Annotated in this window: 12 protein-coding genes; 4 read left to right on the top strand and 8 right to left on the bottom strand. The window is 63.8% G+C overall.

Annotation, left to right across the window (positions count from 1 at the left end; genetic code table 11):
• Positions 1-48: 48 nt before the first annotated feature.
• The 3 genes from clpB to JOD78_RS01170 form a co-directional block, all read right to left on the bottom strand.
• The gene (clpB, locus tag JOD78_RS01180) at positions 49-2,637 is read right to left on the bottom strand and encodes an ATP-dependent chaperone ClpB (protein ID WP_121039845.1); all 2,589 of its coding nucleotides are present in this window, start codon (positions 2,635-2,637) and stop codon (positions 49-51) included.
• Between the two features lie 105 nt (positions 2,638-2,742).
• Positions 2,743-3,117 (bottom strand): fluoride efflux transporter CrcB, encoded by a 375-nt coding sequence (crcB, locus tag JOD78_RS01175; protein WP_209569090.1) that lies wholly within the window; start codon positions 3,115-3,117, stop codon positions 2,743-2,745.
• A gap of 18 nt (positions 3,118-3,135) precedes the next feature.
• The gene (locus JOD78_RS01170; RefSeq protein ID WP_039788379.1) at positions 3,136-4,116 is read right to left on the bottom strand and encodes a LysR family transcriptional regulator; all 981 of its coding nucleotides are present in this window, start codon (positions 4,114-4,116) and stop codon (positions 3,136-3,138) included.
• 210 nt (positions 4,117-4,326) lie between these two features.
• On the opposite strand from JOD78_RS01170, the gene JOD78_RS01165 reads away from it, so the two are divergent.
• The 4 genes from JOD78_RS01165 (at position 4,327) to JOD78_RS01150 (ending at position 9,223) form a co-directional block, all read left to right on the top strand.
• The gene (locus tag JOD78_RS01165) at positions 4,327-5,790 is read left to right on the top strand and encodes an efflux transporter outer membrane subunit (protein WP_209569092.1); all 1,464 of its coding nucleotides are present in this window, start codon (positions 4,327-4,329) and stop codon (positions 5,788-5,790) included.
• On the top strand, positions 5,787-7,991 hold the full coding sequence (locus JOD78_RS01160; RefSeq protein ID WP_039788382.1) for an FUSC family protein: 2,205 nt from the start codon (positions 5,787-5,789) through the stop codon (positions 7,989-7,991). Before JOD78_RS01165 ends, JOD78_RS01160 begins: the two co-directional genes overlap by 4 nt.
• Positions 7,981-8,181: a DUF1656 domain-containing protein gene (locus JOD78_RS01155; protein ID WP_039788384.1), complete on the top strand. Its 201-nt coding sequence runs from the start codon at positions 7,981-7,983 to the stop codon at positions 8,179-8,181. The genes JOD78_RS01160 and JOD78_RS01155 overlap by 11 nt, the downstream gene beginning before the upstream one ends.
• A gap of 67 nt (positions 8,182-8,248) precedes the next feature.
• On the top strand, positions 8,249-9,223 hold the full coding sequence (locus JOD78_RS01150) for an HlyD family secretion protein (RefSeq protein ID WP_121039833.1): 975 nt from the start codon (positions 8,249-8,251) through the stop codon (positions 9,221-9,223).
• A 53-nt stretch (positions 9,224-9,276) separates the two neighbouring features.
• Here the strand turns inward: JOD78_RS01150 and JOD78_RS01145 are convergent, their stop codons facing one another.
• The 5 genes from JOD78_RS01145 to JOD78_RS01125 all read right to left on the bottom strand — a co-directional run bounded on the left by JOD78_RS01145 (position 9,277) and on the right by JOD78_RS01125 (position 14,231).
• Positions 9,277-9,564 (bottom strand): helix-turn-helix transcriptional regulator, encoded by a 288-nt coding sequence (locus JOD78_RS01145; protein WP_121039830.1) that lies wholly within the window; start codon positions 9,562-9,564, stop codon positions 9,277-9,279.
• Positions 9,565-10,854: a HipA domain-containing protein gene (locus tag JOD78_RS01140; protein ID WP_209569094.1), complete on the bottom strand. Its 1,290-nt coding sequence runs from the start codon at positions 10,852-10,854 to the stop codon at positions 9,565-9,567. It abuts the gene before it with no gap.
• A 75-nt stretch (positions 10,855-10,929) separates the two neighbouring features.
• Positions 10,930-12,276 carry an Nramp family divalent metal transporter gene (locus JOD78_RS01135; protein WP_121039824.1) on the bottom strand — a complete coding sequence of 449 codons (1,347 nt, stop codon included), beginning with the start codon at positions 12,274-12,276 and terminating at the stop codon, positions 10,930-10,932.
• 64 nt (positions 12,277-12,340) lie between these two features.
• Complete coding sequence (gene moaE, locus JOD78_RS01130) at positions 12,341-12,793, bottom strand: molybdopterin synthase catalytic subunit MoaE (RefSeq protein WP_121039821.1); 453 nt, start codon at positions 12,791-12,793, stop codon at positions 12,341-12,343.
• Between the two features lie 67 nt (positions 12,794-12,860).
• Positions 12,861-14,231, bottom strand: coding sequence for a gluconate:H+ symporter (locus JOD78_RS01125; RefSeq protein ID WP_039788393.1), 1,371 nt, complete (start codon positions 14,229-14,231; stop codon positions 12,861-12,863).
• Positions 14,232-14,358 lie beyond the last annotated feature (127 nt).

Below are 14,358 nucleotides of genomic sequence, written 5' to 3'. Positions count from 1 at the left end.
ATGAGGGAGCTGGTCTGCCCGGCCGCAAGACCAGGCAGACCAGGGGTCTCAGCCCTTGCTGAAGGCCAGTTGGCCGTTCTGCACCTCCACGTGGACCACGTCCTTGGGACCGAACTTGCCCGCCAGGATCTGCTTGGACAGCGGGTTTTCGATCTCCTGCTGGATGGCACGCTTGAGCGGACGCGCCCCGTAGACCGGATCGAAGCCGGCCTCGGCGATCTTCTGCAAGCCAGCCTCGCTGATCTGCAGGCCGATTTCCAGCTTGGCCAGGCGCTGTTCCAGGATGCGCAGCTGGATCTTGGCGATGGCACCGATGTTCTTGGCGTCCAGCGCGTGGAAGACCACGATCTCGTCCACCCGGTTGATGAATTCCGGGCGGAAGTGCGTGCGCACCTCAGCCATCACCGCCAGCTTCACCAAGGCCGGATCGCTGTCTTCCATGCTCTGGATCTTGTGTGAACCCAGGTTGGAAGTCATCACGATCACGGTGTTCTTGAAGTCCACGGTACGGCCCTGGCCATCGGTCATGCGGCCATCGTCGAGTACCTGCAGCAGGACGTTGAAGACATCCGGATGCGCCTTCTCGATTTCATCCAGCAGGATCACGCTGTAGGGCTTGCGGCGCACGGCTTCGGTCAGATAGCCCCCCTCTTCGTAGCCAACATAGCCCGGCGGCGCGCCGATCAGGCGGGCCACGGAGTGCTTCTCCATGAATTCACTCATGTCGATGCGGATCATGGCTTCTTCGGTATCGAAGAGATACGAGGCCAGCGCCTTGCACAGCTCGGTCTTGCCCACCCCGGTCGGGCCCAGGAACATGAACGAACCATACGGCTTGCTGGGGTCACCCAAACCGGCACGCGAACGGCGGATGGCGTCGGACACGGCCACGATGGCTTCGTCCTGGCCGACCACACGTTCATGCAGCACGTCTTCCATGTGCAGCAATTTCTCACGCTCGCCTTGCATCATGCGCGAGACCGGGATGCCGGTGGCGCGCGCCACGATCTCGGCGATTTCCTCGGCACCGACCTGGGTGCGGACCAGCTTGGGCTTCTCGGCCTTGACGCCCGCTGCATCCTTCTTGTTCTGCACTTCCAGCGCGGCCTCCAGCTCGGCCAGCTTGCCGTACTTGAGCTCGGAGACCTTCTGCCAGTCGCTCTTGCGGGTGGCCTCTTCCATCTGCAGGCGCACCTTCTCGATTTCTTCCTTCAACTGCTGGCCGCCCTGCGCAGTGGACTTCTCGGCCTTCCAGATTTCTTCCAGATCGGCGTATTCGCGCTCCAGCTTCTCGATTTCTTCCTCGATCAGCTGCAGGCGCTTCTGCGAGGCTTCATCCTTCTCGCGCTTGACGGCTTCACGTTCGATCTTCAGCTGGATCAGACGACGGTCGAGCTTGTCCATGACTTCCGGCTTGGAGTCGATCTCAATCTTGATCTTGGAAGCGGCTTCGTCGATCAGGTCGATGGCCTTGTCCGGCAGGAAGCGATCGGTGATGTAGCGATGCGACAGCTCGGCAGCCGCCACGATGGCCGGGTCGGTGATGTCCACGCCGTGGTGCACTTCATACTTTTCCTGCAGACCGCGCAGGATGGCGATGGTGGCTTCCACGCTGGGCTCATCCACCAGGATCTTCTGGAAACGGCGCTCCAGAGCGGCATCCTTCTCGATGTACTGGCGATATTCGTCCAAAGTGGTGGCGCCCACGCAGTGCAGTTCGCCGCGGGCCAGGGCCGGCTTGAGCATGTTGCCGGCATCCATGGCGCCTTCGGCCTTGCCGGCGCCGACCATGGTGTGCAGCTCATCGATGAAGACGATGGTCTGGCCTTCGTCCTGGGCGATTTCCTTCAGGACGGCCTTCAGGCGTTCCTCGAATTCGCCGCGGTACTTGGCACCGGCCAGCAATGCGGCCATGTCCAGCGACAGCACGCGCTTGGACTTGAGGCTGTCCGGCACTTCACCATTGACGATGCGCTGGGCCAGGCCTTCGACGATGGCCGTCTTGCCCACGCCGGGTTCGCCGATGAGCACCGGATTGTTCTTGCTGCGCCGTTGCAGCACCTGGATGGCGCGGCGGATTTCATCATCGCGGCCGATGACCGGATCGAGCTTGCCGGCGCGGGCACGCTCGGTCAGGTCCAGGGTGTACTTTTTGAGGGCTTCACGCTGGCCTTCGTCCTGCTGCGAAGACACGGAAGCGCCGCCGCGCACCGCCTTGATGGCCGCTTCCAGCGACTTGCGGGTGAGGCCGTTTTCACGGGCGGCACGGCCGGCGTCGGACTTGTCGTCCGCCAGGCCCAGCAGCACCATTTCGCTGGCGACGAACTGGTCGCCGTGCTTTTGCGCTTCCTTGTCGGCCAGGTTCAGCAGGGCCACCAGCTCGCGGCCGACCTGCACCTCGCCGCCGTTGCCGGAGACCTGCGGCAGGCGCTTGACGGCCGCCTGCAAGGCAGTGGAAAGACCGTTCACATTCACGCCGGCGCGCTGCAGCAGCGAGCGCGCGCCGCCGTCATCCTGGTTCAGCAGTGCCAGGATGAGGTGAACGGGTTCGATATATTGATTGTCGTGGCCGACTGCCTGGGATTGCGCGTCGGCCAGCGCTTCCTGCAATTTGGTGGTGAGTTTGTCGAGACGCATGGTTCGCTCCAATTTTTCAATGAGATGAAAGTTGGGCCAGCGCCTGCGATTTTCAAGCAATGATCGTGCCGTCTGTTTTGATCTGCATCATGTCGCTCAAAGTAGTCATCCAGCCAAAGCGCGATAGCTTGCAAACCCGGAAACGCAAAGCACGACAGAGCCCAGCAGATGCAGGCCCGAGTGCCCGATGGCCCACAGGTAATCGCCCCGCTGCAGCAGGATCATGGACTCGGCCGAGAAGGTCGAAAACGTGGTCAACCCGCCCAGCACGCCGGTCACGGCGAACAGCCGCCATTCCGGTGCCAATGCCGGATGCTGCTCGAAATAGGCGACCAGAAAACCGATCACGCCGGCCCCGATCCAGTTGGCCGCCAGCGTGCCCAGCGGCACGAAGTGCCCGTCCACGTTCCATACCACGGAGATGCGCCAGCGCAACCAGGCGCCCAGCGCTGCTCCCATCCCGACCGCCAGCCATGCCATCGCATTCCCCTCGATTGATCAGGCCAACGTGCCGCCGCGTGCGGCCAGGCCCTGCATTTCCTCGCGCAGACTGCCCAGGCGTTCCAATGCCTGATGGTCTTCCTGCAAGGTCTTGTCTACCGTTTCGTGCATCCAGTCGACCCAGGTGCTGATCTTGGCATCCAGGTACTGACGTGAAGGATACAGCGCATACACCCCCATGTTCTGCAGCCGGTGCTGCGGCAGCACCCGCACGATGGTGCCAGCGCGCAACGCGTCCACCGCCGAATAAATGGGCAGCACGCCGATGCCCATCCCTTCTCGCACGGCGGTGAGCATGGCTTCGGCCACGTTGACCTGGAAATTGCTCCTGACGGGGATCACGGTCTGGCCTTCCGGCCCTTCCAGCGCCCATTCGATCAGCGGAGAAATGGGGCTCACCAGTTGCAGGCAGGCGTGGTTCAGAAGATCGCCGGGATGCTGCGGCAGTCCGTATTTATCCAGATAGGCGGGCGAGGCACAAAGGATGCTGAAAGTACTGCCCAGCTGCCGGTAGATCAGGCCGGAATCGGGCAGCTCGCGCGCCACCACCAGGGAGACGTCGTAACCCTCTTCCAGCATGTCGGGGATGCGCTGCGCCAGCGTCAGCTCCACCGCCACCTCCGGATAGCGCTTGTGATAGCCCGAGATCGACGGTATCACGTAGCGCTGGCCCAGGCTGGTCATGGCGTGAATGCGCAGCCGGCCGGAGGGTTTCACGTAGGCCGCGCTGGCCTCGGCCTCGGCTTCGTCCACATAGGCCATGATCTGCTGGCAACGCAGCAAATATCGCTCGCCCGCTTCGGTCAGGGCAATGCGGCGCGTGGTACGGTTCAACAGGCGGGTGCGCAGATGCCGCTCCAGATCGGCCACGGCGCGCGAAACATGGGCAGTGGTCAGGCTCATCTGCTGGGCCGCCTGAGTAAAGCTGCCAGCCTCGACCACGCGCGCGAAGACGCGCATGTTTTGCAGGGTATCCATCGTTTTCCTATCACTGTACTGAGCGCAGGCGTCCGTCTGGCCGAACTTGCCGCTGCGGACACACTGCGCCATGACAGCATTGTTACCCAGAATTGAGCAATCATTGTTGCTGCAACTGATATAAACAATTGCGAAATAGCGGATTTTTTCGAGAATAATTACAAAATAGAATACACAACTTCTGATATTTGCATTTTTTTGGGTAATTCCATGACACGTATCGCCTTTTCCAAGCTGCCCGCGCTGACCGTCATTGCGCTTTCGCTGACAATCGCCGGTTGTGCCGACCAGGGCGGCATCCAGCCGCAGGCCCAGCTGCGCGACGTCGCCGTGCTGGACGCCGGCCAGGCCATCCGCCAGGCCGCCAGCGAAGCCGGCTGGCCGCAGCGTGCCTGGTGGCAAGCCTATGGCGATGCGCAACTGAACCAGCTGGTGACCCGGGCCGTCGCCGGCAACCCCAGCATGGCCGTGGCAGCTGCCCGCGTGCGCCAGGCGCAGTCGATGGCCGTCGTCGCCCATGCCGGTGAATTGCCCAGTGCCCAGCTGGACGTGTCGGTCGGCCGCAAGGATTGGTCCGACAACGTCTATTACGGCGCGGCCTTCCGCGACAAGCTGACCTGGAACAACACCGCGACCCTGGGTCTGTCCTACAACGTCGACCTGTGGGACCGCAACAAGAACACCACCCTGCGTGCCCAGGATGAAATGCACGCCGTGGCCGCCGACGCCCGTGCCGCCCAGCTCGAGCTGGAAGGCAATGTGGTGCGCACCTACGTGCAACTGGCGCTGCAGTACGGCCTGCTGGACAACACCGAGGCCATGCTCAAGGAAGAACAGAAGATCCTCGACCTGGCCCGGCGCCGTTTCAAGGGCGGCCTCGGGACCCAGCTGGAAATCACCCAGGCCGAATCCCCCCTGCCGGAAACCCGCCGCCAGATGGAAGCCCTGCAGGAAAACATTGCCCTGATCCGCAATCAGCTGGCCGCGCTGCTCGGTGCCGGCCCCGGTGCTGCCGACGGCATCACGCGGCCGACCATGCAACTGCAGACCTCGCTCGGCCTGCCCAGTGCGCTGCCGGCCGACCTGGTCGGCCGCCGCCCTGACATCAGCGCCGCCCGCTGGCGTGTGGAAGCGGCCGCCAAGGGCATTTCGCTGGCCAAGGCAGCCTTCTATCCCAACATCAACCTGCTGGCCGGCATCGGCCCCGCCGCCGCCGGTGGCGGGCTGTTCTCGTTCCTCTCGGCCCCCAATCTGCAAACCACCTACGGTCCGGCGATCTCGCTGCCCATTTTCGAAGGCGGACGCCTGCGCGGCCAGCTGGGGGCGGCCAGTGCCGGCTATGACATCGAGGTGGAACACTACAACGCCCTGCTCTCGCAAGCCCTGAAAGGCATCTCCGACCAGGTCGTGACCCTGCAGTCGGTGGCACGCCAGCAGAAGCAGGCGCAGGAATCGGTGCAGGCGGCGCAGAAGAACGTCGACATCGCCACCCGCGCCTATCAGCGTGGCCTGACCGACTATCTCAACATCCTGCATGCGCAGACCCAATGGCTGCGCCAGCAACAGATCGTGCAGCAATTGCAGGCACAGCGCCTGGCGGCCTTTGCGGCCCTGCAGACCGCACTGGGCGGCGGCATCGAGGATGAAGCACCGGCCAAGGTGGCGGCACAATGAACACCCCCGCCCTTTCCATCAAAGCCCAGTTGCGCGAGGCGGCCACCGACTGGTGGCGCAGTGATGCGCCGACCTGGGTCTATGTCTTCAAGATGGTCTTCGCCGGCTTGCTGGCGCTGGGCATCGGTTACGGCCTGGATCTGGAATCGCCGCGCTCGGCGTTGATCACGGTCTTCATCGTCATGCAGCCGCAAAGCGGCATGATCCTGGCCAAGAGCTTCTATCGCGTCATCGGTACGCTGGTCGGTTCAGCCGCCGTGGTGGTCTTCGTCGGCTTGTTTGCCCAGACCCCGGAACTGTTCCTGCTGGCCTCGGCACTGTGGATCGGCCTGTGTACCGTGGGCTCGGCCCATAACCGTAATTTTCGTTCCTATGGCTTCGTGCTCTCCGGCTATACGGTGGCGCTGATCGGCTTGCCCTCGGCCCTGCACCCGGCCGTCACTTTCGATTCGGTGATGACGCGGGTCAGCGAGATCATGGTCGGCATCGTCTGCGTGGGCCTGGTCAGCGCATTGGTATTCCCGCAGGCCAGCGCCCCCGGACTGGTGCGCATCATCCGCGGCCGCTTCACCGCCTTCGTCGACATGGTCAGTGCGACCTTGGGCGGCACCGCCGACCGCAAGCAGCTCGAGGCCACCAATGCCCGCTTCGTGGGCGACATCATCGGCCTGGAAGCCATGCGCAGCTCGGCCATCTTCGAGGACCCCGAAGTGCGCCTGCGCAGTGGCCGCCTCTCCCGCATGAACAGCGAGTTCATGGCCTTGTCGACCCGCGTGCATGCGCTGCACCAGCTGATGAACCGGCTGCATGCCAACCCGGCGCCGAGTGCCCGGGTGGTGATCGAGGCCATTTCACCCTACTACCGCGAAGTGCAGCCCCTGCTCACCCGCGCCAGCGGCGAGCCGGTCATGAGCGCGCTGGACGCCGCCGATGCGGCCCTGAAGCTGGACGCATACAAGCGGGAACTGCCGCGCCGCGTGCGGGCCACGCGCCATACGCTGTCCGAGCAGTGCCAGAGCGACAGCGCCATGCTGGACTTCGATACGGCGTCCGAACTGCTTTATCGCGTCATCGAGGAACTGCACGCCTACACGCTGACCTATGCCTCGTTGACCCAGCGCCACCACGAGCGCGAGCAATGGGAGCATTCCTATGCCCCCAAGACCAGCATGACTACTGCCTTGATTGCCGGTGCCCGCGCCGCCATCGTGATGCTGGCCCTGGCCGCGTTCTGGATCGTCAGCGGCTGGCCCAGCGGCGATGTGGCCGTGCTCAATGCCGCTGCCTTCTGTGCCATCACCTCGGCCGCGCCCGATCCGGCCAAGGCGACCCGCACGGTGGCCATTGGCGTGCTGTTTGCTGCGGTAGCCGGCTACTTCTACACCTTCCATATCCTGCCGCGCCTGGATGGCTACTGGATGCTGGCCAGCGCGCTGATGCCGGTGCTGATGCTGGCAGTCTACCTGACCACCCGACCCGCTTATGCAGGTTATGGCCTGGGGATCTGCATTTTCTTCCCCTTCCTGGCGGTGCCGGACAATTTTGCGCACTTCAATGCGGCCGGTTATCTGAACGAATCCGTGGCGCTGGTGGTATCGCTGATCGTGACAGCCGTGGCCTTCATGCTGCTCTTGCCGCCGACCACCGACTGGACCGTGCGCGTGCTGGAAAAGCAGTTGCGCAAGCAGGTGGTCGATGCCTGTTTCGGCAAGCTGGCGCATCTGGCCTTGAAGTTCGAGAGCGGTACCCGCGACCTGATGCACCAGATCACCATGTTCACCAGCAGCCGTCCCCTGCTGCGTCAGAAGGCGCTGGGCTGGATGTTTGCCACGCTGGAAGTGGGCCACGCCATCATCGAACTGCGCAACGAGCTGCAGGGCATCCGCTCGGAGGCCCCGGACCTGCTGCCAGCCTCTGCCTATGCCGCCCTGAACCGTCTGCGTGAAGCCATTCCGGCGCTGTTTGCACAGCCCTCGGCGGCCACACTGTCGGCGGCGCTGGCAGCCAACGATGCCACCATCGCCGAAGTCCAGGCCGCCATCGGTCCGCATTACCGCGAACGCAGCGAACGCCATCGCCTGCAGCGCACCTTGAGTTACCTGCATTTCATCCGTACCGCCCTGCTGGACGAGCAATCACCGCTGCACACCATGCGCGCCGGGGGCCAGAACAACACAACGGGAGCCCGCCATGCCACGTGAGATTTCCTTCTTCGACGCTTATATTCCGACCGTCCTGCTGCTGGCGGTGGTAGCCGCCGTGCTGGCCATGCTGGCCGACCGCGTGCTGGTGCGCTTCGGCTTCTACGAGCTGACCTGGCACCCAGCCTTGTTCCGGGTCAGCCTGTTCGTCTGCCTGGCGTCCTTGCTGGGGCTGGCGGTGTATCGCTAGCGCACCGCACTTCCTTGCGTACCCATCCCCTACGAAAAGATAAAGAAACAATCAGGAGTAGTTCATCATGCCGGTCAAATCGATCTTCCGCGTTCTCATCACCACGGCCATCTTCCTGCTGGCCATCCTGCTGGCCTGGAGCCTGTGGCAGCACTACATGCATTCCCCCTGGACCCGTGACGGCCGCGTCCGCGCCGACGTGGTCAATATCGCCCCCGATGTCTCGGGGCAGGTAGTGGCCTTGCCGGTGCGCGACAACCAGCTGGTCAAGAAGGGCGACCTGCTGATGGAAATCGACCCGGCCCGCTACACGCTGGCGCTGCAGCAGGCGGAGGCTGCCGTCACGGCGCGCAAGGCCGATCTGGACGTGCGCAAGGCGGAAGTGGAAGCGCGCCGCGCCGACCTGAACATGCGCCGTGCGCAAGCCCGCCGCCGTGCCGACGTGGATGCGCTGGTGGTCTCGCGCGAAGCCCGTGAAGATGCCGGCAGCCAGGTCACCGCCTCGCAAGCCCAGCTGGAAGCTGCCCAGGCCCAATTCCAGGGAGCGCAGGCGCAATACCAGGCCGCGTTGTCGCAGCGGGATACGGCCAAGCTGAACCTGGAACGTACCAAGGTCTTCTCGCCCGTGGATGGCTACATCACCAACCTGAGCGTGCGCCGGGGCGACTATGCGGCCGCCGGTGCAGCCAAGATCGCGGTGATCGACAGTCACTCCTTCTGGGTCTATGCCTATTTCGAAGAAACCAAGCTGCCGCTCCTGTCGATCGGCGACCGCGCCAAGATCCAGCTGATCAACGGCGCATCCATGGAAGGCCACGTGGACAGCATCGCCCGCGGCATCTATGACCGCGACAACCCGCAGAGCCGCGAACTGACGGCCGACGTCAACCCGACCTTCAACTGGGTACGCCTGGCCCAGCGCATCCCGGTGCGCATCCACCTGGACAAGGTGCCGGAAAACGTCTTGCTGGCCTCGGGGCTGACCTGCACGGTGGTGCTGGAGCCGGGCAGCGGCAAGCAGCAGGCGATGGCAAAGAATTGATGACGTTGCAGTGAGATGAAACGATGAGGCGACCTGGCGACAGGTCGCTTTTTTTATGGACGCTTGCGCATGACGGCACCGACGCACATGCCGACCGGCTTGAGCAGCTTGTCGGCCGTGGCCAGGGTGGGACTGGACTCACCGCGTTCGATGTCCTGCAGGGTACGGGCCGATACGCCGCACACCTTGGCATATTCGGCGATGGTCAGGCGCAAGGTGGTGCGGATCTTGCGGACCACCGCCGGCACCGGCAGCGTGGGATCGGCGGCCAGTTCGTCGAAGAGTGCGCGGCGCTCTTCCATCTGCTCGATGGCGGTCAGGGGCTTGAAGCGTTTGTCCATTCAGAGCGCCTCCAGCTGTGCCCGTACCTGGTCCACGGTGGCGGCCAGCGGGTCGAGGAAGGTGCTTTCGATACCCAGGCTGCGGCCATATGGCAGCAGGTCCGCCAGCGGCGACGCCATCTCGCGCAAGGCCGATCTGACCGGTTCCTGTTCGATCTGCGCGGCTTCGCAGGCCTGCGTGATGACCCTGGCCCACTGCGGTGAGCCCCCATCGTCGCGTTCCCAGCGCATGCGCCGTGCAATGCCATCCGGATGCAGCCACATCGGGGCGAAGTCGAACAGCGGCGTCAGGCTGATCCGCCCCTGTGCATCGCGCCGGATGGCGGTATTGCGGGCGTGATTGTCCTTGTTGCGCAGGACGATGTTGGCGATGTCGCGCTTCAGATATTCGATGATCTCGGGCAGCGGATCGGTGGCGACTTCACCCAGCCTGGCGCAGACAACATTGTGCGACGGGATGGCCGCAAAGCCCGTCACGCCGCACAGGGAAGCAATGCTTTCCTGTGCGTGGCGTACGATTTCGGTCCCGCGCACTTCGCGGTCAAAACGGGGGATGAACAAGGCCTTGCCATGCAGTTGCAGCGCGCCGTGGACCTTCAGGCCCAAGTGCATCGCCAGCTGCATGTAGGGGGCCTCCAGACGCAGGATGTCGGCCAGATCCGGGTCGGGCCCGCGTCCGAACTTGACGATGTAATGGCGCTCGGCCTGCTCATCGGGCAAGGCGTGGTCGAGGTAGAACAGGCCATCGCGGGCACGGGTGAGCAGGATCTTGGGCCACTCGCCCTGTACCCCCGACGAGCCCGCCAGGAACAAGCCATGCTGGGCGAGGTATTCATTGAAGTCTTCGGAGCGTGCAGCGATGTCATCCATCGCAAAGCCGCGCAGTTGCGGTCCGCTGCGCGCCTGCGCCCACTCCCAGGCTTCCTGCACGCGCAGGTTGCCGATGGGGTTGCCCGCGCCCGCACACAGCAGCGGCCAGTCGGCGCTGGCTTCGGCGCGTTCATCCAGCCCCAGCTGGCGCAACAGCTCGCCACGGCCGTAACCTTGCGGCAGCAGATCGATCAGGCAAGCTGGCCAGCGCGCTTCGCTCAGGCTCTCCAACCCCACCGGCACGTTCACCGACAAGGCCGCAGCATCGCGCCTGCCCATGTAATCGATGGCGTGCACGGCGTCATAGCTGAAGTAAGTCGAGGCCGCCATGCCCAGCTCGACCGGCGCAGTCAACGACAACGCACCGGCCTGCCGCCAGGCCCCGTCGATATGAACTTGAAGTGTGCAGGAAGTCTTCATATACACACCATACTATCATCATTAACCTGAAAATCCAGTTCAATCATGATATTTTGATGTGCAAATGAGCTTGTACTACTCGGCAAACACCTGCCACACCAGCCACACATTGGCCGCCGAAATGGTCACGAAGAGCAGCCAGGCCAATGCACTCACCCACCAGCGGTTGACCAGGTCGCCCATCAGATCGCGGCGGCTGGTGAGGCGGATCAGCGGATACATGGCGAAGGGCAGCTGCAGCGACAGCACCACCTGGCTGGCGACCAGCAGCTTGCCTACCGAATGCGGCCCCAGCGTGAGCACGCCGATCAGCGCCGGTACCAGGGCCAGCGCGCGGGTGATGACGCGGCGCTGCCAGCAGGGAATCTTCAGTTTGAGGAAGCCTTCCATGATGACCTGTCCGGCGATGGTGCCGGTGAAGGTCGAACTCTGTCCGGAGGCGAACAAGCCTACCCCAAACAGAATGGCCGCCATGGCCGAGCCGGTAATCGGGTCCAGCAGGTGGTAGGCCTGATCGAGCTCGGCAACCTGCGTATTGCCGCTCTTGTGGAAGGCCGAAGCCGCGAGGATCAGGATGGTGGCGTTGATGACCATGGCGATCAGGAGCGACACCGTGGTATCGACCCGCGTATAGCGCACCGCCTCCAGCAGCGAAGCCGGATCGCGCTGCACGCTGCGGGTCTGGACGATGGAGGAATGCAGGTAGAGATTGTGCGGCATCACCGTGGCCCCGATGATGCCGATGGCCAGGTACAGCGGTTCGCGGCTGGAAATAGCCTGCAGCGAGGGGACGAAGCCCTGCATTACCTCGTGCCAGTCCGCCTTGACGAAGGCCAGTTGCGCCAGCAGGCAGGCGGCGATGGTGATGACCAGGCCCAGGATGATGGCTTCGACCTGGCGGAATCCCCTGCCCTTCAAGCCAAGCACGATCAGCGTATCCAGCGCGGTCAGCAGCACGCCCACCGGCAACGACACCCCCAGCAGCAGGTTGAAGGCCAGCGCGCAGCCCAGCACCTCGGCCAGGTCGCAGGCGATGATGGAGAGTTCGGCCAGCACCCACATGCCCTTGCCCACGGCGGGCGGATAGTGCTCGCGCGAATGCACCGCCAGATCCTTGCCGGTAGCGATGCCCAGCCGCGCGCACAGGCATTGCAGCACGATGGCAGCCAGGCTGGAGAGCATTACAACGAACAGCAGCTGATAACCGAACTGCGAACCCGCCTGGATGGACGTGGCCCAGTTGCCCGGATCCATATAGCCGATCGACACTAGCAGCCCGGGGCCGACGTAGATGCGCAGCTTCTGCCAAACAGAAGCACCACGCGGCACGTTGACGGTACCGGCCACTTCGGAAGGACAGAACGGTGCCGTGGCCGTCGTGGGCAAACCCGGGATGCGGGGAAAGCGGAAAGTGAATGGCAAGACGAAAATCCCCCTGTGTGCCGTTGATGGCGTCGCCGGGATCAGTGTCCCGGGCGATGCTGACTTATTGCGCCCACTTGGCCAGCGCCGTGTCGTCGCTTTCGCGGGCATCGACCCAGCGGGCACCGTCGGGTGTTTGCTCTTTCTTCCAGAACGGGGCCTGGGTCTTGAGGTAATCCATGATGAATTCGCAGGCGGCAAAGGCTTCGCCGCGATGCGGTGAAGTCACCGCCACCAGTACGATCTGTTCGCGCGGCTGCATCGGACCGACGCGATGAATCACCAGCGCATCGAAGATGGGCCAGCGTGCCTTGGCTTGTTCCACGATCTGCTCCAGGGCCCGCTCGGTCATGGCCGGATAGTGTTCCAGTTCCATCTCCGAGACCGCTGCACCATCGTTGAGATCGCGCACGGTGCCCACGAAACTGACCACCGCGCCGACGCGCGGATTGGCCAGGCGCAACTGCGCCACTTCAGTGGAGAGATCGAAATCGGCAGTCTGGACGCGGACGGGCATGGTTCAACAGGAAATGAATGCAGGCTGCGATTCTACCAGCGCCAGCCCGTCCGCGAGTGCAGCGGCATTACACCAGCAGTCCCCACAGCAGCAACGTCATGCCCAGTCCGATCACCGAAACCAGCGTCTGGATCACCGACCAGGTGGCCAGGGTCTGCTTCAGGTTCAGGCCGAAGTATTCCTTGACCATCCAGAAGCCGGCGTCATTGACGTGACAGAAGAACACCGAGCCAGCCCCGATGGCCAGCGCCATGAGGGAGTTGTGGGTGGCAGAGAGGCCCGCCACCAGCGGCGCAACGATACCGGCAGTGGCGGTCGTGGCGACAGTGGCCGAACCGGTGGCCTGGCGCAGCGCCACGGCAATGATCCAGGCCAGCAGGATCAACGGCATGTGGGTGCCATCGGCGATCTTGGTGATGGTGTCGCTGATACCGGCCGACAGCAGGGTCTGCTTCAGTCCGCCACCCGCACCGATGGTCAGCAACAGACCGGCGATGGGCGGCAAGGCGCGGCGCAGCGTGGCACCAACTTCAAAGCGGCTGCTGCCCTGCCCCCAGCCCAGCACCACCACCGCAAACAGCACCGTCACGGTCAGCGCGATGATGGGTTCGCCGAAGAAATTGAGCATTTCAAACAGCTCGGTCTTGGGCGTGACCCAGATGCGCGCCACGGTGCGGCCCAGCATCAGCACCACCGGCAGCAGGATGGTCACCAGCGCCACCAGGAAGCTGGGCTGCGACTGGCCTTCACGGGCGCTGAACAGTTTGCCGATCTGGTCCGGTTCAGCCAGGTTCAGGCGCGGCGCGATGAAGTTGCCGTACAGGGGACCGGCGATGATCACCGCAGGGATGGCCACGATGAAGCCCAGCAGCATGGTCGTGCCCAGGTCGGCGTGCAGCGCGGACACGGCGATCAGCGGGCCCGGATGCGGCGGCAGCAGCGCGTGCAATGTAGTCATGCCGGCCAGTGCGGGAATGGCCACGCGCATGATGGGCAGTTCGGAACGGCGTGCCATCACGAAGATGATCGGTGCCATCATCACCAGCCCCACTTCGAAGAACAGCGGGAGGCCAACCACCAGCGCCACCAGCGCCATCATCCAGGGAATGATGCTGCCGCGCGCATAGCGGAGCAGGGTATTGACGATGCGGTCGGCTGCGCCCGATTCGGCCATGAGCGCGCCCAGCATGGCCCCCAGGGCGATGATGATGCCGGCTTCGCCGAGCAGGCTGCCGGCCCCTTTGCTGAAGGCTTTGGCAATGTCTTCCAGCGGCAGGCCGGCACCGATGCCGGCCACGAAGGTACCGATGAGGATGGACAGGAAAGGTGCGATGGACAGGAAACTGATCAGCACCACGATGGTGACCAGTGCCGCCAGCGTCACCAGCAGCAACTGCGTGTCCTGGGCCGCCCAGGCGGCCAGATGGGTCGAAATCAAGATAGATCCTTCTACAGGTGTGGATGAATGCGCATCGCTTCATTGAACGATGTCTTTTGCACCCCTCCGCAGACCTGTTTGGCGCAGGCCTGGTCTCCTCCCAAAGAATCGGGATTCCGAATGTTCG

Source organism: Herbaspirillum sp. 1130 (assembly GCF_017833835.1).
In the GTDB taxonomy this organism is placed as follows: domain Bacteria; phylum Pseudomonadota; class Gammaproteobacteria; order Burkholderiales; family Burkholderiaceae_D; genus Herbaspirillum; species Herbaspirillum huttiense.
Note: the sequence above shows the minus strand (reverse complement) of the source record. Positions and strands in the feature narration are given on the sequence as shown.